Annotated in this window: 13 protein-coding genes; 10 read left to right on the forward strand and 3 right to left on the reverse strand. The window is 69.6% G+C overall.

Features of this window, described 5'->3' with window-relative positions; genetic code table 11:
- Positions 1–30 precede the first annotated feature (30 nt).
- The 3 genes from KEG57_RS32755 to KEG57_RS32765 are packed head-to-tail and all read left to right on the forward strand — an operon-like array spanning position 31 to position 3,876.
- Complete coding sequence (locus KEG57_RS32755; RefSeq protein WP_272424092.1) at positions 31–1,653, forward strand: serine/threonine-protein kinase; 1,623 nt, start codon at positions 31–33, stop codon at positions 1,651–1,653.
- Positions 1,620–2,654 carry a hypothetical protein gene (locus KEG57_RS32760; RefSeq protein WP_272424090.1) on the forward strand — a complete coding sequence of 345 codons (1,035 nt, stop codon included), beginning with the start codon at positions 1,620–1,622 and terminating at the stop codon, positions 2,652–2,654. The genes KEG57_RS32755 and KEG57_RS32760 overlap by 34 nt, the downstream gene beginning before the upstream one ends.
- 13 nt (positions 2,655–2,667) lie before the next feature.
- Positions 2,668–3,876, forward strand: coding sequence for an alanyl-tRNA editing protein (locus tag KEG57_RS32765; protein WP_272424088.1), 1,209 nt, complete (start codon positions 2,668–2,670; stop codon positions 3,874–3,876).
- A 12-nt stretch (positions 3,877–3,888) separates the two neighbouring features.
- Here KEG57_RS32765 and KEG57_RS32770 read toward each other — a convergent pair whose 3' ends face one another.
- Positions 3,889–5,001: a hypothetical protein gene (locus KEG57_RS32770; RefSeq protein ID WP_272424087.1), complete on the reverse strand. Its 1,113-nt coding sequence runs from the start codon at positions 4,999–5,001 to the stop codon at positions 3,889–3,891.
- A 185-nt stretch (positions 5,002–5,186) separates the two neighbouring features.
- On the opposite strand from KEG57_RS32770, the gene KEG57_RS32775 reads away from it, so the two are divergent.
- From KEG57_RS32775 to KEG57_RS32785, 3 genes are all read left to right on the forward strand, one after another.
- On the forward strand, positions 5,187–6,353 hold the full coding sequence (locus tag KEG57_RS32775; RefSeq protein ID WP_272459170.1) for a hypothetical protein: 1,167 nt from the start codon (positions 5,187–5,189) through the stop codon (positions 6,351–6,353).
- Positions 6,354–6,542: 189 nt separating this feature from the next.
- Positions 6,543–9,161, forward strand: coding sequence for a DNA gyrase subunit A (gene gyrA / locus KEG57_RS32780; RefSeq protein ID WP_272459171.1), 2,619 nt, complete (start codon positions 6,543–6,545; stop codon positions 9,159–9,161).
- A gap of 221 nt (positions 9,162–9,382) precedes the next feature.
- Positions 9,383–10,753 (forward strand): TIGR03013 family XrtA/PEP-CTERM system glycosyltransferase, encoded by a 1,371-nt coding sequence (locus KEG57_RS32785; protein WP_272424083.1) that lies wholly within the window; start codon positions 9,383–9,385, stop codon positions 10,751–10,753.
- A gap of 602 nt (positions 10,754–11,355) precedes the next feature.
- On the opposite strand, the gene KEG57_RS32790 is transcribed toward KEG57_RS32785, so the two are convergent.
- Positions 11,356–12,747 carry a hypothetical protein gene (locus KEG57_RS32790; protein WP_272459172.1) on the reverse strand — a complete coding sequence of 464 codons (1,392 nt, stop codon included), beginning with the start codon at positions 12,745–12,747 and terminating at the stop codon, positions 11,356–11,358.
- 33 nt (positions 12,748–12,780) lie between these two features.
- The gene (locus KEG57_RS32795) at positions 12,781–13,857 is read right to left on the reverse strand and encodes a glycosyltransferase family 2 protein (RefSeq protein WP_272424079.1); all 1,077 of its coding nucleotides are present in this window, start codon (positions 13,855–13,857) and stop codon (positions 12,781–12,783) included.
- A 268-nt stretch (positions 13,858–14,125) separates the two neighbouring features.
- Between KEG57_RS32795 and KEG57_RS32800 the strand changes: the two genes are divergently transcribed.
- The 4 genes from KEG57_RS32800 to KEG57_RS32815 are packed head-to-tail and all read left to right on the forward strand — an operon-like array spanning position 14,126 to position 18,890.
- Positions 14,126–15,295 carry a glycosyltransferase gene (locus KEG57_RS32800; RefSeq protein ID WP_272459173.1) on the forward strand — a complete coding sequence of 390 codons (1,170 nt, stop codon included), beginning with the start codon at positions 14,126–14,128 and terminating at the stop codon, positions 15,293–15,295.
- Positions 15,292–17,175: a DUF4091 domain-containing protein gene (locus KEG57_RS32805; RefSeq protein WP_272459174.1), complete on the forward strand. Its 1,884-nt coding sequence runs from the start codon at positions 15,292–15,294 to the stop codon at positions 17,173–17,175. Before KEG57_RS32800 ends, KEG57_RS32805 begins: the two co-directional genes overlap by 4 nt.
- A gap of 39 nt (positions 17,176–17,214) precedes the next feature.
- Positions 17,215–18,033, forward strand: coding sequence for an MlaE family ABC transporter permease (locus tag KEG57_RS32810; RefSeq protein ID WP_272459175.1), 819 nt, complete (start codon positions 17,215–17,217; stop codon positions 18,031–18,033).
- A 5-nt stretch (positions 18,034–18,038) separates the two neighbouring features.
- Entirely contained in the window at positions 18,039–18,890 is an 852-nt protein-coding gene (locus KEG57_RS32815; RefSeq protein ID WP_272424073.1) for an MlaE family ABC transporter permease, read from the forward strand.

Here is an 18,890-nt window from a genome sequence, read left to right on the forward strand (position 1 = left end):
CCGTGTTCATGGCGCTTGCTGGGCCTTCCGATGACCCAACAAGAGAACCTCTCCCCAGGGATGGTGCTCGGCCGCTACGAGCTGCTCCTGCCGATCGCACAGGGAGGCATGGCCACGGTCTGGGCGGCGCGGCAGAAGGGCTCGCGTGGGTTTCAGAAGACGGTGGCCATCAAGACGATGCTCCCGTCGCTCTCGGACGACCCGCAGTTCGAGCAGATGTTCCTCGACGAGGCCTCGCTCGCGGCGCGCATCCATCACCCGAACGTCGCGGAGATCCTCGACGTCGGCGAGCAGGACGAGACGATCTACATCGTCATGGAGTGGGTCGACGGCGAGGCGCTCAGCGTCATCACGAAGACCGCCAAGCGTAGCAACGTCCCCGTGCCGCAGCGCATCGCGCTCCGCATCGTCCGCCAGGCCTGCGCGGGCCTGCACGGCGCGCACGAGCTACGCAACGATGACGATCAGCTCCTCAACCTGGTGCATCGCGACGTCTCGCCGCAGAACATCCTCGTCTCGTACGACGGCATCGTGAAGCTCGTCGATTTCGGCGTGGCGAAGGCCCTCGGCCGCGCGGGCGGCGAGACGACGGCGGGGCAGCTCAAGGGCAAAGTGCCGTACATGTCGCCCGAGCAGGCCCTTGGGCAGAAGGTCGATCGGCGCACCGACATCTTCGCGATGGGCATCGTGCTCTACCGGCTCACGACGGGCCTGCACCCGTTCCTCGGCGAGAACGATCTCGCGACGATGAAGAACATCATCTCGCGCCCGCTGCTCCCGCCGCGCATGAAAAACCCGAGCTTCCCCGTCGAGCTCGAGCGCGTGCTGCTCACCTGCCTGAAGAAGGATCCGAACGAGCGCTACCAGACGATGCTGGAGCTCGACGCGGCCCTCGAGCGTGTCCTCGCCTTGTCCGGCGCATCGGTCGTCGACGACGACATCGGCGCGTTCACGCGTTCGGTGATGGGCGATCGGGGCCAGAAGCGACGTGCTGCGCTGCGTGACGCCGTGCGCGCCGCCGACGAGCGCGCCGCGGGCATCGGGATGTCGCCGGGCGCCGCGCAGCCGCACGTGCACGAGGCGGTCTCGGACATCGCGATCACGCGGATGAACTCGGCGCTCACGAGCTTCCCGACGAGCATGCCGCGGAACTCCTCGACCTCGATCATCCCGCCGTCGCCCGAATCGTACGCGGGCGGAGCAATGTCGGGTTCGCTCGTGCCGTCGACGCCGCCGCAAAAGAACAAGCGTGCGGGGCTCTTCATGGCCGTCGGCGCGGTGACCGCGCTCTCGCTCGCGGGCACGTTCATGTTCCTGCGCACCACGATGGAACCGCGGGCGGCAGCGGGGAACGCAGGCGGAAACGTGTCGCCCACGCCGCCGAGCCCGCCCGCCCCCACGCAGGCCGCGCAGACCGCTGCGGCTCCAGCGCCCTCGGCGAGCACGGGCGGAGGCACGGTTCTCGACATCAACGATCTCCCGTCCGCCGATCCGAACCCCGAAGCGACGACGAAACGAGACGACAAACCCGCGGGCACGACGAAAGGCACGGGCGCGACGAAGCCCCCTGCCACGACGACCGCGACCACAAAGCCCACCGGGGCACCGACGAGCACGACGTGGGTACCCAAAGTCACGGATCCCGGCTTCTGAGCAAGGGCACGACGCCCCACTGGCTCCGCGATCTCGCGGTGGTCGGCCTCTGCGCCGCCATCGTGGTGATCGGCTCCGCCGCGCGCAGCGAGGACGAGGGCGCGGATGCGAAGAACACGGAAACGTCCGAGGGCGCCGAGTCCACGCTCACGATGTCGCCGCTTCCGAGCGGCGCGCCTGGCAAGCCCGCGGCGCTCGTCTCGGAGGCCGCGCCTCGCGGCGGCTGCGATTTCCCGGACAACGGCTTCGGCGACTACCTCGGCTGGCGACCGCTCCCGCTCGGCCGCATGCTCGTCCCTTCGAGCCTCACCGTCCCGCCCGACGGCGGCTTCGATCTGCTCGTCCACTTCCACGGCACCGAGCCCATCCGCAAGCAGCTCGCGCCCCTCGGCCTCGGCCTCGTGATCGCCGGGCTCGACACGGGCACGCTGTCGAGCGGCTACAAGAGCACGTTCGAATCCGAAGGCACGTTCGACGCGATGCTCTCGGCGATCAGCCGCGAGGTCGCGCTCGCCACGAAAAACCCTGCCGCTCGCCCGCGCAGCATCGTCCTCTCGTCGTGGAGCGCGGGCTACGGCGCGATCTCGCGGATCCTCGCGGGAGGTCGCGACGACGTCGACGCCGTCATCCTGCTCGACTCGCTCTACGCGAGCTACACGTCCGGCGCCAAGATGCCCGATCCCACGGAGCTTGCGCCCTTCTCGTCCTTCGCGCGCGCCGCGGCGAACGGCGGACCTCTCCTCTTCGTCACGCACACGGCCGTCCCCACGCCCGACTACGCCTCCACGCTGGAGACGGGCACGTTCCTCCTGCGCGAGATCGGCGCCGACGTCCCGGCCACGCCGCCCGCGCAGGATCCGTTCGGCCTCTCGCGCGCCCACGATCAGAACCACTTCTTCCTCCGCGGATACGCGGGCTCGGACGGCGACGCGCACTGCGGCCAGCTCCGGCTCCTGCCCGACATCCTGCGTGATCACGTCCTCCCCGCGTCCCGCCCGTAGGAGCCCCTCGGCCTTGGCCACACCTCGCTCTTCGCCGCTCTACCACGACGACGCGAAGCTCTTCTCGTTCCGCGGCGTCGTCATCGCCCACGAGACGCACGCCGGCCGCCCGAGCGTGCTGCTCGATCGCACCGCGTTTTACCCCGAGTCCGGCGGGCAGATGGCCGATCGCGGCCGCCTCGACGAGGCCGCCGTCGTCGACGTGCAGGTCGACGACGAGGGCCGCATCCATCACGTGCTCGAAGGCCCGCTGCCCGCGATCGGCGCCGAGGTCTCGGGCTCGATCGACAAGCCGCGCCGCCTCATCCACATGGCGCAGCACACCGGGCAGCACATGCTCTCGCGCGCGCTCGCCGACGTCGCCCGCGCCGAGACCGTCTCCTCGCGCCTCGGCGAAAGCGCGTGCACGATCGACCTCGACGTCGCCGCCCTCGACGAGCGCGCCGTCGCCGAGGCCGAGGCTCTCGTCAACGCCGTCATCGACGACGACGCTCCGATCCGCGCGTTTTTCCCCTCCGAGGACGAGCTCCGCGCGCTCCCGCTGCGAAGGCAGCCCAAGGTGCACGAGAACGTGCGTGTCGTCGCGATCGGCGACTTCGACGTCTCCCCCTGCGGCGGCACGCACTGCACGAACACCGCGCAGGTCGGCTTCGTTCGCATCGACGGGCTCGAGCGGTACAAGGGCAAGATGCGCGTCACGTTCTCCGCGGGCGTGCGGGCCCGGACGAAGCTCTCCCGCGAGGCGGACGTCGTGCGCGCGCTCGCCCGCGATCTCACCTGCGGTCCGGACGACGTGCCCGCGGGCATCGAGAAGCTGCGTCGCGAGCTCGACGAGGCGCGTCAGGCGCTCGGACGCGTGCGAGGACGCGTGGCCGGGGCGATCGCCGAGGCGCTCGTGAAAGAGACGCGGGCGCGGGGCGAGCGAGCGGTGATCGGCGTCATCGACGATGCTTCGCTCGACCTCGTGCGCGCGGTGGCCGGGCGCATCACGGCCGAAGGAGATCTCGTCGCGCTGCTCGCGGGCGAGGCCGACGGCGGCACGATCGTGCTCGCGGCGCGTGGCCCCTCGAGCGACTTCGACTGCGGCGCCTTCCTGAAACGCGCGGCGATCGCGGCGGGCGGGCGCGGCGGCGGCAGGCCCGAGCGCGCCGAGGGCCGCTTGCCCGCGGGGATCGACTGGAAGGCGATCGCGGCCGCGACGCTCGTTACGCCCGGCCGCTGATCACACGCTCGTTCACAGGTTGCTGCATGCGTCGGTGATGGGATCGGTCTCCACCGGGCATCCACCGGAGCTCGGCGGGGACGGCATCACCGGCCCGAGCATGGCCGCGTCCGCCTCGAAGTTCATGCCGAACGACAGCGCCTCGCAGGGCGTGTCCTTGTCGGTCGCGTCGGTGAGCAGCACGTCGGCCGCGCGACACGTGATCTGCCGCGTCGCCGGGTAGAGCGTCGCATCCGTGCAGAGCGGGTTTCCCTTCGTGTCGCGGAAGCTCGCGAGCGTGGGGAACAGCGCAGACACGGGCAACTTCGCGCCGATCCTGCCCTCGCGCAGCTGGTACAGCCCACCCGCCGTCCGATCGATGCGCGCCACGAGCACCAGGTTCGACAGCGCCGCCTGCATCGACGCGAGCGCGCCGTCCGAGATCACGAGCGGAGCTTGGGGCAGCCGGGCGACGAGCTTGCCGCCCGTCACGTACGCAGCGCCGTCGACGAACTGCGGCGCGTACGGATCCATCGGGATCGGCGCGAGAAACTCCTGCCGGATCGACCACGCATCCGCGCCTTGCCACGCCGGCGACGCCGAGAGCCCGAGGCTCCCGTACCAGCCGACCTCCACCTGATCGTCGTCGCTCCCCCCGCTGTAGCCTCGCACGCGGACGAGCACGCTCCACTGCCCGGACTCGACGAGCCCGCGCAGGAAGCTCGACATGCTCTCCACATTGAGGATGTACGCGAGCGCGCCGAAGAGCGCGTAACTCGCGGCGTCGTGACCGCTGTCGTCGTCGCAATACCCTTTGTCGTCCGACGGATCGACCGACCCGCACCCGCGCTTGTCCTCGGTGCACGAGCACAACCCGTCGAGGTTCAGCCCGGGCAGCGCGTCGTTCAGGCCTTTTTCCATGTCGATCGTGCGGAGCGCCACGACGAACTCCCCCTCGCCGCTCCCGCCCGCCACCATCGGCGGCGCGGGGATCTCGTCGCGCACGCACATCGCCGGCGCCGCGCCCGTGCCTCCGCCGCCTGCCCCGAGCGAGAGCTCGTCCGGGATGCCGCCCAGAACCTGGCACCCGGCCGCCCCTGAAAGTACGACGAAGAGCCCACGTGTAGCGCTCCTCCGAACCGCCATCGCTCCTCCTGAAAGGGCAGGACCGCGCGCGGAGATCACGGCGCGCGCCCGCGATCGAGCAGATCACGATTGGGGCGGGCCGTCCACCCGCACCCCGAGCGTCGCGGCGGACGCCCGGGGCGGGCGCGCGGCGAGCTCGTGTGTTTTGCCTGGCATCGAGCCGGTCCATCGGCTACGCCGGCCCCATGCGCCGCCGGACCCTCGCGCTCGTGCCGCTCGTCGCCCTCGCCCTCGCGAGCACGGCGTGCGACGAGACGTCCGACACCGACATCGATCTCGACGCCACGACGACCGTGCCGACCAGCATCGTGGTCGACCCGAGCCTCTTCCTGGGCGACGTGCCTTGCTCCGCTGCGAGCGGCGCCATGCAGAGCTACGTGGCCACCGTCCTCGACGTCACCGACGTGTCCGCGCCCTTCCCGCTCCCCTCGTCGCCGCCCATCACCTGCACGGCGAGCGTCATCTTCCGGCAGATCCTCGTCGGCCACGCCTACCGCGTCCAGATCGACGGCTACGACGTCCCCGCCGCGGAGCTCACGCCCATCGGCGGCAGCTCCTCCGGCAGCCGCAGCATGGTCCGCCGCGCCGCGCCGGCCGCGGGCACCGTCGCGCCGGTCTGGTCCACCTTCTGCGAGGACCTCACCGCGCAGAAGAACGTCCGCTCCACGCCGAAGACGTGCGAGGAGCTTGCGCCGCTCTCCACCGAGACCGGCGTTCTCGTCAATCCCCGCGCCACCCTCGCCGGCACGAGCGCCATCCCCGGCCTCGAGCTCACGTGCACGCAGGCCTCGCTCGATCCGCTGGGCAACCCCGTGATCACCGGCGACGTCGCGAGCTTCGACGTGCGCCCGACCGATCCGGCCCTCGCCCCGCTCGTGAACCTCCCCTGCACGAGCCCTGCGCCTGCGCCGTACACGCAGAACATCAAGCCTGGCCAGAGCTACGGCTTCCGCGTCGAGGCGCGTGCCGTGGCCGGCGGACCCGTCACGTGGGGCGCCTCCTGCACGGCGCTCGCCGTGGAAGGCCTCGTGGTCCATGCGCTCTGCGATCCGCTGAGCAAGGACGGCGCGCTCGACCTCTCCCTCGCGGACGTCCTCGCGGCTGCCGGCACCTCGTGCGTGAAGGAGAACGTCGTGACGTACGATGCCGTCCTCGGCGCGCCCGGCGATCTCGAGGCCGACGCCATCGATTGCAGCAAGCCCATCCGCTTCACGCCGATCGCCCCCGGCGCCTACGCGGACATCAAGCTCGTCGGCCGCGACGCTGCGGGCGCTGTGGCTGTGACCGCCACGTGCACCGCCGAGATCGCCCCCGGCGCGGTCAGCACGGCCACTTGCACGCTCACGCCTTGAGCCTCTTCGCGGACGGCCCAGACGGACCGACCGAGCCAGCGCCGCGACGCACCGATTCCTGGGCACAAAACCCTCGAACCTGATTGCAGGTTCACGGGTCGTATACTACCTGAGAGCGTCCTCCGGCCGGCGTGAGACGAGGCTTTTTCCGGGCCTCCGCGTGCGCCAGGCCCAGGCCCGAGCGGCGGTATGGAAGATACCTCGAACATCCAGCAGAAGATCCCCGTCAGCATCCAGGACGAGCTCAGGAACAGCTACCTCGATTACGCGATGAGCGTGATCATCGGTCGCGCCATCCCCGACGTGCGCGACGGGCTCAAGCCGGTGCACCGCCGGATCCTCTACTCGATGCACGAGCAGAAGATCGGCCCGAGCGGGTCGCACAAGAAATGCGCGCGCGTCGTCGGCGACGTGCTCGGCAAGTATCACCCGCACGGGGATATGGCCGTGTACGACGCGCTCGTCCGCATGGCGCAGCCGTTCAGCCTCCGGTATCCGCTCATCGACGGACAGGGAAACTTCGGCTCCATCGACGGCGACTCGGCCGCGGCCATGCGCTACACGGAGTCGCGCCTCGCCCGCGTCGCGACCGAGCTCCTCACCGACATCGAAAAAGAGACCGTCGATTTCGCCCCGAACTACGACGACTCCGAGCTCGAGCCCACGGTCCTGCCGGCGAAGTTCCCCCAGCTCCTCGTCAATGGCTCGGGCGGCATCGCGGTCGGCATGGCGACGAACATCCCGCCGCACAACCTCGGCGAGATCATCGACGCCACGGTCCTGCTCATCAGGAACCCCGACGCGACCGTCGATGACCTGATGCAGCACGTGAAGGGCCCCGATTTCCCCACGGGCGGCCTCATCTACGGCAAGAGCGGCATCGACCAGGCGTATCGCACGGGACGCGGCACCATCGTCATGCGCGGCCGCTGCATCGTCGAGAAGACCTTGAAGGGCGATCGCGAGCAGATCATCGTCACCGAGATCCCCTACCAGGTCAACAAGGCCAAGCTCGTCGCCAAGATCGCCGAGTGCATCAAGGAAAAGCGCATCGAGGGCATCTCCGAGGTGCGCGACGAGAGCGACCGCGAGGGCATGCGGGTCGTCGTCGAGCTCAAGAAGGACGTCTTCCCCCAGGTCGTCCAGAACCAGCTCTACCGCCTCACGGACCTGCAATCGACGTTCGGCGTCATCAACCTCTCGATCGCCAACGGCCGCCCCGCCGTCCTGGGCCTCAAGGAAACGCTCGCGCACTTCGTCGAGCACCGGCGCGAGGTCGTCACGCGGCGCACGCGCTACGAGCTCCGCCAGGCCGAAGCGCAGCGCGAGCTCGTCGAGGGCCTCGGCATGGCGACGACCGACGTCGACGTCATCGTCACCACCATCCGCTCCTCGCAGGATCCCGAAGAGGCGCGTGATCGCCTGCAGAAGCTCCCGTTGCGTGGCTTCGGCGACTTCCTGCGCCGCGCGGGCCGCCCCGAGCCCGAGTGCAAAGACGCCGACGGACGCGGCGACTACTTCCTCTCCGAGCGTCAGGCCAAGGCCATCCTCGAGATGCGCCTCTCGCGCCTCACGGGCCTCGAGCGCGAAAAGCTCGCCCGCGAGTACGGCGAGATCGTCGAGGAGATCACCCGCCTCACCGGCATCCTCGCCGACGAGCGCAAGCTCATGGACGTCATCGTGGGCGAGCTCGAGGACATCAAGAGCCGCTACAACGACGTGCGCCGCACCGAGATCGTCCCGACCGAGGCCGAGATCCAGGTCGAGGACCTCATCCAGGAGGAGGACATGGTCGTCACCATCTCCCACCTGGGCTACGTCAAGCGCACGCCCGTCACGACGTACCGGGCCCAGCGCCGCGGCGGCAAGGGCATGGTCGGCATGGAGGCGCGGGACGAGGACTGGGTGAGCCAGCTCTTCGTCGCCTCCACGCACAGCTACGTCTTCTTCTTCAGCGACAAGGGCAAGGTCTACGTCAAGAAGGTCTACGAGATCCCGAGCGCGGCGCGAAACGCCAAGGGCCGGGCGATCGTGAACTTCGTCGGGATGGAGCAGGGCGAGAAGATCACCGCCATCACGCCCGTCCCGCGCATCGAGACCGGCTGGTTCGTCGTCACGCTCACGCGGCGCGGCCAGATCAAGAAGACCGCGCTCGAGGAGTACGAGAACTTCCGCGACAAGGGCATCATCGGCGTGCGCATCGAGGAGGACGATCAGCTCCTCTCCGCGGCGATCACCGACGGCAGCCGCGAGTTCCTCATCGCCACGCACAAGGGCATGTCGATCCGCTTCGCCGAGGAGGAGGTCCGCCCGACGGGCCGCGCCACCATGGGCGTGAAGGGCATCGAGCTCAACGAGGGCGATTTCGTGGTCGGCCTCTGCGTCACGGACGGCGGGCGTGATCGGGTCCTCGCGGTCTGCGAGCGTGGGTATGGCAAGCGCACGCCGCTCGAGGAGTTCCGCCTCCAGAGCCGCGGCGGCAAGGGCGTCATCCTCATCGACGCGAGCGAGCGTAATGGTCCGGTCGTCGGCGTCGCCATGGTGTCGCCGGCGGATCAGATCATGCTCGTGACGGATCGTGGACAAACCCTGCGCACCAAGGCCAGCGAGATCCGCGAGACCGGCCGCAATGCCCAGGGCGTGCGCCTCATGAACGTCGACGGCGACGAGCGCGTCGTGGCGATCGAGGCCTTCGCCGAGGCCGAGGAAGGCACGGTCCCGCCCCCGCCGCTCGAGACGAACGGCGCGCATGGCACGAACGACACGAACGGCACGAGTCACGACGGGACGAACGGCGTCGCCGAGTGACAACCCGCCCCCCTGGCACCTCGCGTGACCAGGAGCTAACGTAAGTCCTGTCACACAGCATCGCCGGGGCTCACCCGGTCACCCGGGGGACCCCGGGGGTTTGGGGGCGTAGCTCGGCTCGTCCGGGCGAAGCCCCCAAGCGTTGACGGGGTTTTGGGGAGCTTGGGGGGTGCGACGCGCAGGCTCGGATGCGTGTGGGCCCTCCATTGCTGGGGGGCAACATGCTCGAGCTATTTCGGTCGCGACGCCGTGCCATCGTATGGTTCGTCGAGGCGGCCCTGCTCGTATCGCTCGTCTGCGCGGGTGCGGCGGCGATCGAGGGGTATCGTGACGTCGCCACGCTCTCCCGCGTGCTCGACGCCGCGGCGATCACGCTCGTGGCGCAGGCGTCGCTCTATTACCATGGCCTTTACGGACCTTCGCCCATTCGCGACCTCCGTACCCTGGCCTGGAAAGTCGCGCGGGCCCTCGCCGTCTCGGTGCTCCTGCTCTGGCTCGTCTTCCAGGGTTTTTCGGACGACGCGGGCGAGCGCTTCGGCGCCGTGGCGCTCGGGCTCGCGGCAGGCGCGCTCGTCTTGCCCCTCTTTCGCACCGGGCTCGCGCGTGCCGCGGCGAGTGATCGGCTCTGCAAGCGGACCCTGGTCCTCGGCTCGGGACCGCTCGCGGACGCGGTGATCACGGGCGCCCGGACCCACGACACCGGCGGCATGCGTTTCGTCGGCCGGCTCGTGCAGGAGGGCGACCCGGGCCGCGCCGCCCCCGACGTCCTCGGCACGTACGACGAATTGCCGCGCATCGCCGCGGCTCACGGCGTCCGGCACATCATCGTCTGCGCCGCGGATCGCCGGGGCAAATTGCCCATCGATGCGCTTCTCGAGCTCAAATTCCGGGGCATCGAGATCGAGGAAGGCGTGGAGTTCTACGAGCGCATCACGGGCAAAATCTTCGTCCGTGAATTACGCCCGAGCCAGCTCGTGTTCGCGCACGGGTTCCGCGTCGCGAAGCGGACGCTCCTCGGCAAGCGTATTCTCGACGTCGTCTGCGCCTCGCTCGGCCTCGTGCTCGCCTCTCCGCTGATGCTGCTCACGGCGCTCGCGATCAAGCTCGACTCGGCGGGCCCGGTCCTTTATTCGCAGGTGCGTGCCGGCGTCTACGGCCGGCCCTTCACCATTTACAAGTTCCGCTCGATGCGCACGGACGCGGAGGCCGATGGAAAAGCGCGCTGGGCATCGGAGGACGATCCGCGCGTGACGCGTGTGGGCCGGTTCATTCGCAAGACCCGTCTCGACGAGCTGCCGCAGCTCTGGAACGTGCTCGCCGGCGACATGAGCCTGGTCGGTCCGCGGCCGGAGCGGCCGAACTTCACGGAGGAGCTCGAAAAAGCGATTCCCTTCTTCCGGCAGCGGCTCTTCGTCAAGCCGGGCCTGACGGGTTATGCCCAGGTCCGCTACCATTACGGAGCGACGACCGAGGACCAGCTCGAAAAGCTCCAGCACGACCTGTTCTACATCAAGACGCTGTCGGTGTGGTTCGACCTGTCGATTTTGCTCGATACGGTGAAGGTGGTGCTCCTCCGGATTGGAGCGCGCTGAATCTCGGCTGGGGCCGCTGCGCTGGGGCGTTGCCCCAGGCCCCACCGGGGCTATCCGCCCCTGGACCCGGACCAGCGCAAGCGCTGGACCGTTGGTCGATGAACTGCGCAATGCGCAGTTCATCGAACGGGCCGAGTCAAGACCAGCGAAGGCCCTGCCAACCGAGACCGCCGCGCTGACCTTTCGATCGGCAACGCTGTCCCTGGTCTTCCAACGGGCCCGTTGGAAGAACTGCGCATCGCGCAGTTCTTCCACCCTCGGTCCAGGCCGTGCCTGGTCCGGGTCGAGGGGCGGACAGCCCCCGCGGGGTCCGGGGCAGCGCCCCGGCGCGACGGCCTCGATCCCCGCCTGGATCGCCCCTAGCGCCTCGCGCAACGGGGTCACTCGACGCCTGGATCGCACCTTGCGCCTCACGCAACCGGGTCGATCGAGACCTCGATCGCACCCGGCGCGTCACGCAACTGGGTCGATCTAGACCTCGATCGCACCTCGCGCCTCACGTGCGAGGGTCACTCGACACTTGGATCGCACCCGGCGCCTCACGCAACTGTGTCGATCCAGGTCTCGATCCACCCAGTTTCGCAAGTTGCACTACATATTCGTCACTCCTCGTAGAACGCGTCTTCGTCCTCCTCCGTCGTCCCCTTCCGCCCCGCCGCCCCGCCTGCCGCGCGCGCCTCCTCCTCATCGAGTACCGCTGGCCGCGCTTCCTGGTCCTGCAGGTCCGGATCCCGCGGCATGCGCCGCATCGGATCCGTCGAGCCGATCGCCGAGATTGCCACCGTCACCATCGTCCGGAACGTCGGCGCCGACGCGCCCGTTGGGTCCGGCTCGAAGCGCATGTTGATGAGCTCGAGATCGACCCCGCCCGTCAGGATGAGCCCCGTCGCCAGCGGGATTCCGAGTGAGCCGCCTGCGGCCACTGCCGTCGTTACGAATTTGCCCTCGGGCAGCGGTGTTCCCGCCGGCAATCCGAGCCTCGGCTGCGTCGCGAGGGGCGCCTCTCCGTGGCGGAAGCGCAGGATCCAGCGGGCGATCACGCTCCGGAACTCCCGCCCTCCCCGCGGCCGGCTCCACATTTCGAGCCCCGCCGCGTGCTGCGCCCCGAACCCGATTCGCGGGCCGAGCGACGAGTACGAAAATCCGTACGTCCCGACAATCCCGTATCCGCGCCCGGCATATCGCGCGTCGATCCGCGCGTCCGGCGCGATCACGCTCGAGGACTCGTCCTTGAGGAACGTCGGCGGACTCGCGACCGTCATCCCGAGCGCAGCGGCACCCCGGATCCGCCGGGAAATCTCGAACGTCGCGGATGCGAGGCCCGAGACGGTGGTGATGTCCGCCGGCCCGCGCGTGAGGTCCACGTCGAGCAGTGCGTGCTCGAAATGGGTGTAGCCTGCCCGCACGATGGGCCCGAGGCGGAATCGACGGCCGGCGAGCCACGAAAACGACGCGCTCCCGAGGACCGCGTGGCTATCGAGCCCCACGGCCTCGGGGTGATCCGCGGCGACGGCGCCCGCTTGCGTGTATCCCGCCTCGAAACGCGCATATGACCGCGGCGTCGTGGTCGCGGTGAATCCGACGCGGCTCCCGAGCGTGTAAATGACCCTTCCCTGGAGAAAAGGATCCCGCGCCGTCAGATCATTCGTGGCGCGGAGGCCGAGCCGCGACGCGAGCAGGCCGTCCGCGGAGAAAGAAAAGGCCGTGCGGGGCGAGGTCACGACATCGAGCCGCGTCACCGCCGTGCCCGCGATGTCCTGCGGGGACAAGGCGCCCCGCGTCGCCGCCAGCGCACGCCCGTAACGCCCGGAAATGTCGAGCAAAAAGGCCGCGCGGGTGGCGCGCGAGACGATCCTCGCCGCGCCGTCCACGCTCGTCAGCGCGATGCCATAACCGCCCGTGGGCGTGATACCCGTGACCGCGCTTTGCTCGACTGTGACCGACGCCGTCGCGTCCGTGACGGCGAGCCCTCCTGCGGGGAAAAGACCCAGCATGCGCCTCCTGTTCGTCCCGAGCCGTTCGGCACTCTATCGAGCCGTCAGCCGCTCCGGCTCCGCGTCCCGCAATGGCTCCTGCGCATACCGCGCGAGCCCGACCGCGAAGCCGAGCCCGTGCGCGAGGTGCATCACGGGAAACATCGCTGCCACGAGGAAAACCAGGCGCCCGTCGCCGCGCCGCGAAGCCCACGCCGCCGCCGCGAAAATGGCCAGCGTATACACGGACACGGCCGCGCCGAGGACCGGCCTCGCCGGCGGATAAAAGGCCGCGAGCGCCGCGAGCACGGTGAACGTGACCAGCGTCGCGAACGGGATCAAGGGCCGGATCGACGGCGGCAATCCTCGCCTGAGGATCGTCCGTGCGCGCCCCGCGCCGTAATTGAAATATTGCTGGAACAACGTGGGAAACGATGACCGCGGATAATAATGACCCACGATGTCGCGCGACTGGTAGATGCGCCCGCCGCGCTCCAGGATCCGCTGGTTCAGCTCCGCGTCCTCGTTCGTCCGCGCGTCCGGGTCGAAGAGGCCCGCGAGCTCGAAGGCCTCGCGGCGGAAGGCCCCGCACCACACGCTCTCGACGTATCCCTCGCGATGCGGGTCGCGGGACGCCGATCCGCCCACGCCGAGCGGGCTCCCGAGCGCCGCGCAGAGCGCCTTCTGAAACGTGGTCTTCGCCCGCGGCCGCATGGCGCCGCCCACATTGAGCGCCCCCGTCCGCCGAAGCGCCGCGACGGACGCGGCCACGTAGCCGGGATCGTAATCGGCGTGGGCGTCCATGCGCACGATCACGTCCCCGCGGGAGCGCTTGATCGCCATGTTCATGGCCGCGGCCTGGAGGCGCTGGGGATTGTCGAGCAGGATGATCCGGGGATCCTCGTCAGCGAGCGCGCGCACGATGTCCCGCGTCCTGTCGAGGGAGCGGCCGTCGACGACGAAGATCTCCAGGCGATCGGCTGGATATCGTTGTCCGGCCGCCGCATGCACGACCCGCTCGATGTGCTCCTCTTCATTGTAACACGGAATCACGATCGAACAGAAGGGACGTTCGGCGAGCGTCCGAAGGATCACGCCGCCGCGCCCCGACTCGGGTCCCCAATCATCCATCCAAAGCCCCCCGAAAAGCCACGAGAAGAGCTCGAACCCGAAAGGCCCGGCCCCAGACCACGACGCGGCCAGCATCCCACAACGTGACTCCTTTTCAATCGGGCGAAATCCGAGTCCGATTGCAGGGTGCCCCGGGCGGGCGGATCCAGCGAATCCGAGTTCACGAACATGCGAGTTGCGAACGCGAATTCGCATGCAATGCTGGTAGGTGTTGCTCGGGACAACCCATTTTTCCACTGGTGAAGGCGGGCGGCTGCGTGTCCTCGCCGTGACGCGGATTTTCCCCAATCGGGTGGAGCCGCTCGCGTGCCCATTCCAGCGCAGGCAGCTCGCCGCGCTGTCGCGCCTCGCGGACGTAAAGGTGCTCGGCGTCGTGCCCTGGGTGCCCGGCGCTTCGCTGATTGGCGATCGCGCCCGGGTCGGAAAGTTATGTCGCGTGCCCGCGGAGGACACGATCGACGGCCTGCCCGTCGTGCACCCGCGCGCGCCGTACCTGCCGCTCGCAGGTCCGTGGCTCTCCGGCGTGAACGGGCCGCTCTATCTCGCGGGCCTCGTCCCGCACCTCGCCGCGCTGCGCCGCCGCTTCGACGTCGTGCTCGGCGCGTTCCTCTTCCCCGACGCGTGGGCCGCGCAGCACCTCGCCCGCGCCCTCGGCCTGCCGTACGCCGTGAAGGCGCACGGCACCGACGTGAACGTGATCGCGCGCTGGCCGTCCGTGCGCGCGCTCGTGCACGCGACGCTGCGCCGCGCGGGCGCGGTGATCGGCGTGAGCCGTCCGATGCTCGACGCCCTCGCCGCGCTCGGCGCGCCGCGCGATCGTGTGACGCTCGTCCCGAACGGCGTCGATCGCGCGCTCTTCCAGCCGCGAAGCCGCGCCGAGGCGCGCGCGGCGCTCGGGCTCGATCCGCGTTCGAAGGTGCTCGTCTACGTCGGAAGGCTCGAACAAGAGAAGGGCCTGCACGAGCTCTGCGATGCGCTCGCGTCGCTCGAAGCACGCGCCCCGAAGCAGTTCACGGTCGCGCTCGTGGGTGATGGCTCGATGCGCAAGACGCTCGAAGAGAAGCGCGACGCGGGCTTGCCCCTGCTCGTCGCCGGCGCGCGTCCGGCCGAGGAGGTCGCGCAGTTCCTCGCCGCCTCCGATGCGCTCGTGCTCCCGAGCTGGAACGAGGGCACGCCCAACGTCGTGCTCGAAGCGCTCGCCGCGGGCCGACCTGTCGTCGCGACGCGCGTGGGCGGCATCCCCGACGTCGTCTCGCACGAGCGCACGGGCCTGCTCGTGCCCGCGCGCGACGCGGCTGCGCTCGCGGCGGCGATCGAGCAAGCGACGAGCCGCGCGTGGGACGAGGATGAGCTCACGCGTGCTGCGCCGCCCGGCTGGGATCGAAGCGCGGAGACCCTGCTCGCGGCGCTCGAGCGCGCGAGGTCGGTGCACGCATGAAGCACGGGGCGAGCGCGGCGTCGGCCCTCGCGCTCCTCTTCCTCGCGACCGCGGCGGCGGCCGGTGGGCCCCGCGTCGTCGTGGTGGACGACGGCGTGCGCGTGCGGCGCGAAGGGCCCGATCTCGATCGAGCGATCACGCGGGGGCATGCGCTCGGCGGCGCGGATCGCCCGATCGAGCTCGCAGCGCTCCGCGGCGAGGTGGTCGCGATCCAGGTGTTCATCGAGGCCGGCGACACACCACTCGACGCCGTCACCGTGGAGCTCGCGCCGCCGCGCGCGCCGGTCCGCGTCGATCGTTTCATCGAGTCCTACGTCGAGATCACCGCGCGATCCCGCAACGATCGCCACGCGGGTGAGTCGCTCGGCTGGACCCCTTCGTCACGACCTCCGGACGAGGACGTGCTCGGCGCCGTGCCCGACGCGCTCGTCCCCGTGGAGCACGCGCCTTCTTGGCTCCCCTACCCTCTGCGGATCCAACCTCGATCCCGCGGCGCGATCTGGATCGACGTCGAGGTCCCCACGAGCACACCACCCGGCCCCTACACGACCGAACTCGTCGTGACCCACGCAGGCGGCGCTCTCTCGCGTTTGCCCGTGGTGCTCGACGTCGCGAGCGCCGAGCTCCCCTACCGCGCCACGAGCTTCCTCGCCTACTACGAGCCACGAAACCTCGTCCAGCGCATCGGCGCCCTCGAACCCGCCGAGAAACAACTCTTCCAGCTCCTGCATCGGCACCACGTCGACGCGCTCGGATCGATCCGCAGCGAGGCCGACCTCGAGCGTCTCCGCCCCGCGCTCACGGGTGCTTTGTACACGAACGAACACGGCTACACGGGCCCGGGAGAAGGCATCCCGAAGGCGGCCGTCACGCTCGGCGCCTACGGCACGCTCGGTGATCCGCATCCCGACAAACTCCGCGCGATCGAGGCCCTCGTCCCGAAGATCCCGGACGTGATCGAAGACATCTTCCTCTACGCGATCGACGAGCAGTGCGAGAGCCCGCGTGGCCCTACGTGGCGCTCGCTCCTCGCGCGCTCGCTCGCGCAGAAGCGCGTGCGCGTGGCGCACTCCTGCGCCGAGGATCCGCGCCACCAGAAGGTCGACCTCGTCCTCTTGCCGTCGCAGACCTTCCAGCAAGACGCGGCGCTCGGCACCCGCGATCAAGGCCGCGACGTGTGGGTCTACAACGGAAAACTCCCTCACTCGGGACCACTCATGCTCGACGCGCCCGCCACGAGCTTGCTCGCGGACGCCTGGATCGCGGCCACGCGGCCCACGGGCCGCTGGTTCCTCTGGGAGACCACGTTCTGGAACGACAGTAACCGCGGCGGCCGCGGCCCGATCGATCCCTTCATCGTCGCCGAGACCTTCCACAACGACGACGGCGACAGCGCGCTCGGCGACGGCGTGCTCGTCTACCCGGGCAAACAGATGGGCCGCTTCGCGCACCACTCGGCCGGCTTCGACGGCGTCTTCCCTTCGATGCGGTTGAAGCTTTTGCGCCGTGGCATCCAGGACGCGGGTTACCTCGCGCTCGCGCGGAGCGCACATCCAGTCGAGGCCGATGCGATCACCACACGCCTGCTTCCTCGCGCGCTCGACGAGGTCGACCTCGACGAAGCCACGCCTTTTCCCACGGACGCCGCCGCATACACGGCCGCGCGCGAGGCACTCCGCGCGCTCATTCCTGAGGACGCGCGCCTCGATCGCCGCCAAACCGCGGCCGTCCTCGACGCGGGTCGCGCAGCGCGTCAAATGACGCAGAAGCCTCTGTTTCGCGGCAAAACCCGCCTCGTCGTGGCCTTCGCCACCCTCGCGTTCGTCGCCACTGCGCTCGCCGGGTGGCTCGTGCGACGCACAAGACGCCGTGCTTCGTGATCCGCGGACGGGCGGCCTGGGGTAAGCTCGCCCTCGCGAATGCCCCCGAAGAAACCCCCGTCTGCGTCCTCGCCTCCGCCTTCCGACGTGGGGCTCCTCGAGGAGATCGGCGGCGGTTTTCTCAGCGCGGCGGCCACCGTCGGAGGCATGGGCCTGCTCGGCTACCAGATCCTCCGCAGGCTCGTCACCTTCCGCATCGATCGCGCCGAGACCCTCCGAAACCTCTACCGGATGGGCGTGAAATCGATCCCGATCGTGATCGTCACGGCGCTCTTCACAGGCGCGATCATGGTCATCCAGGCGGCTCCGCTCGTCGTGCGCCTCGGCGCGCAGGGCCTGCTCGGCTGGGGCGCGGGCTTCGGCATCCTGCGCGAGATCGCGCCGCTGCTCACCGCGCTCATGATCAACGGACGCGTCGGCGCGAACAACACCGCCGAGCTCGGCACCATGGTCGTCACCGAGCAGATCGACGCGCTGCGCGTGCTCGCGATCGATCCCATCGCGTTCCTCATCGCGCCGCGCTTCGTCGCGATGGTGACCACGCTCTTCCTGTCCACGATCTTCGCCGACACGCTCGCGCTGCTCGGCGCCGCATACGGCGGCCTCGGCCTGCTCGGCGTCGAGCCGAAGACGTTTTACAACGGCCTCACGAGCGGCCTCCTCGGCTTGAGCGACGTCACGAGTGGCCTCATCAAGAGCATCGTCTTCGGCATCGTGATCGCGCTGTCGAGCTGCCAGTACGGGCTCGGCGTGAAGGGCGGCGCGCCGGGCGTCGGACGGGCCGTCAACGCGACCGTCGTGGCCTCGGCCGCGGGCATCTTCGTCCTCGACTACTTCGTCTCCTTCACGCTGGACTGAGGCACGTGAGCGCGGCGAAGACCCACGACGAACCCGCGCCGCCGAGTGGCATCGATCAGGCCGCCGAAGCGCCGGACACGTCGATCGCCGCCGTGGTCGGCGCGCAGGCGATCCACTTCGTGGGCATGGGCCTCGAGATCGCCTCCGTGTTCATCCGGACGCTCTACTACTGCGTCCGCGGCCGTCCGGACTTCGGCGCCGTCGTGCGGCAGATGTTCGAGATCGGCAACCGCTCGGTCGTCTTCTTGACCGTGGTGATGGGCTTCATCGGAATGATCCTGGTCCTCCAGGGCGGCCTTCAGGTGAAGCGCATCCTGCCCGAGTTCAGCATGGTCGGCGCCTCGTACCTGGAGCTGCTCGTCCGTGATCTCGCGGCCACGATCAGCGCGCTCATGCTGGCCACGCGCGTCGGCGCGGGCATCGCGGCCGAGATCGGCTCGATGGTCGTCACCGAGCAGGTCGACGCGCTGCGCATGTGCGCGGCCGACCCGATCGACTACCTCATCAAGCCGCGGTTCCTCGCGAGCCTCGTCATGACCATCTGCCTCGTCATCTGGGCGGCGGGCGTGGCGATGCTGACGGGCATGCTCACCGCGTACATGATGTTCGATGTCAACCCGAGGACGTTCTTCAACCTGCACCTCGTCGACACGGGCGACCTCGTCGTGGGCCTGGCGAAGTGCCTGGCCTACGGCGCCGCGATCCCGGTCGTCGCGGGCCACTCGGGGCTCACCACGCACGGCGGCAGCGAGGGCGTCGGCTGGGCGACCACGCGGGCCGTGGTGAACGCCTCGCTCGCGGTGATCGTGCTCGATTTGATCCTCTCCGCGGCTGGCTACGTGCTCCTCGGTCCCTAA

This window comes from Polyangium jinanense (assembly GCF_028435365.1).

Bases quoted from the DNA above. Each gene is read 5' to 3' on its own strand.
- KEG57_RS32755 (WP_272424092.1), top strand. From the start codon at position 31: ATGACCCAACAAGAGAACCTCTCCCCAGGGATGGTGCTCGGCCGCTAC.
- KEG57_RS32770 (WP_272424087.1), bottom strand. From the start codon at position 5,001: ATGGCGGTTCGGAGGAGCGCTACACGTGGGCTCTTCGTCGTACTTTCA.
- gyrA (WP_272459171.1), top strand. From the start codon at position 6,543: ATGGAAGATACCTCGAACATCCAGCAGAAGATCCCCGTCAGCATCCAG.
- KEG57_RS32795 (WP_272424079.1), bottom strand. From the start codon at position 13,857: ATGGATGATTGGGGACCCGAGTCGGGGCGCGGCGGCGTGATCCTTCGG.
- KEG57_RS32790 (WP_272459172.1), bottom strand. From the start codon at position 12,747: ATGCTGGGTCTTTTCCCCGCAGGAGGGCTCGCCGTCACGGACGCGACG.
- KEG57_RS32785 (WP_272424083.1), top strand. From the start codon at position 9,383: ATGCTCGAGCTATTTCGGTCGCGACGCCGTGCCATCGTATGGTTCGTC.
- KEG57_RS32810 (WP_272459175.1), top strand. From the start codon at position 17,215: ATGCCCCCGAAGAAACCCCCGTCTGCGTCCTCGCCTCCGCCTTCCGAC.
- KEG57_RS32775 (WP_272459170.1), top strand. From the start codon at position 5,187: ATGCGCCGCCGGACCCTCGCGCTCGTGCCGCTCGTCGCCCTCGCCCTC.
- KEG57_RS32805 (WP_272459174.1), top strand. From the start codon at position 15,292: ATGAAGCACGGGGCGAGCGCGGCGTCGGCCCTCGCGCTCCTCTTCCTC.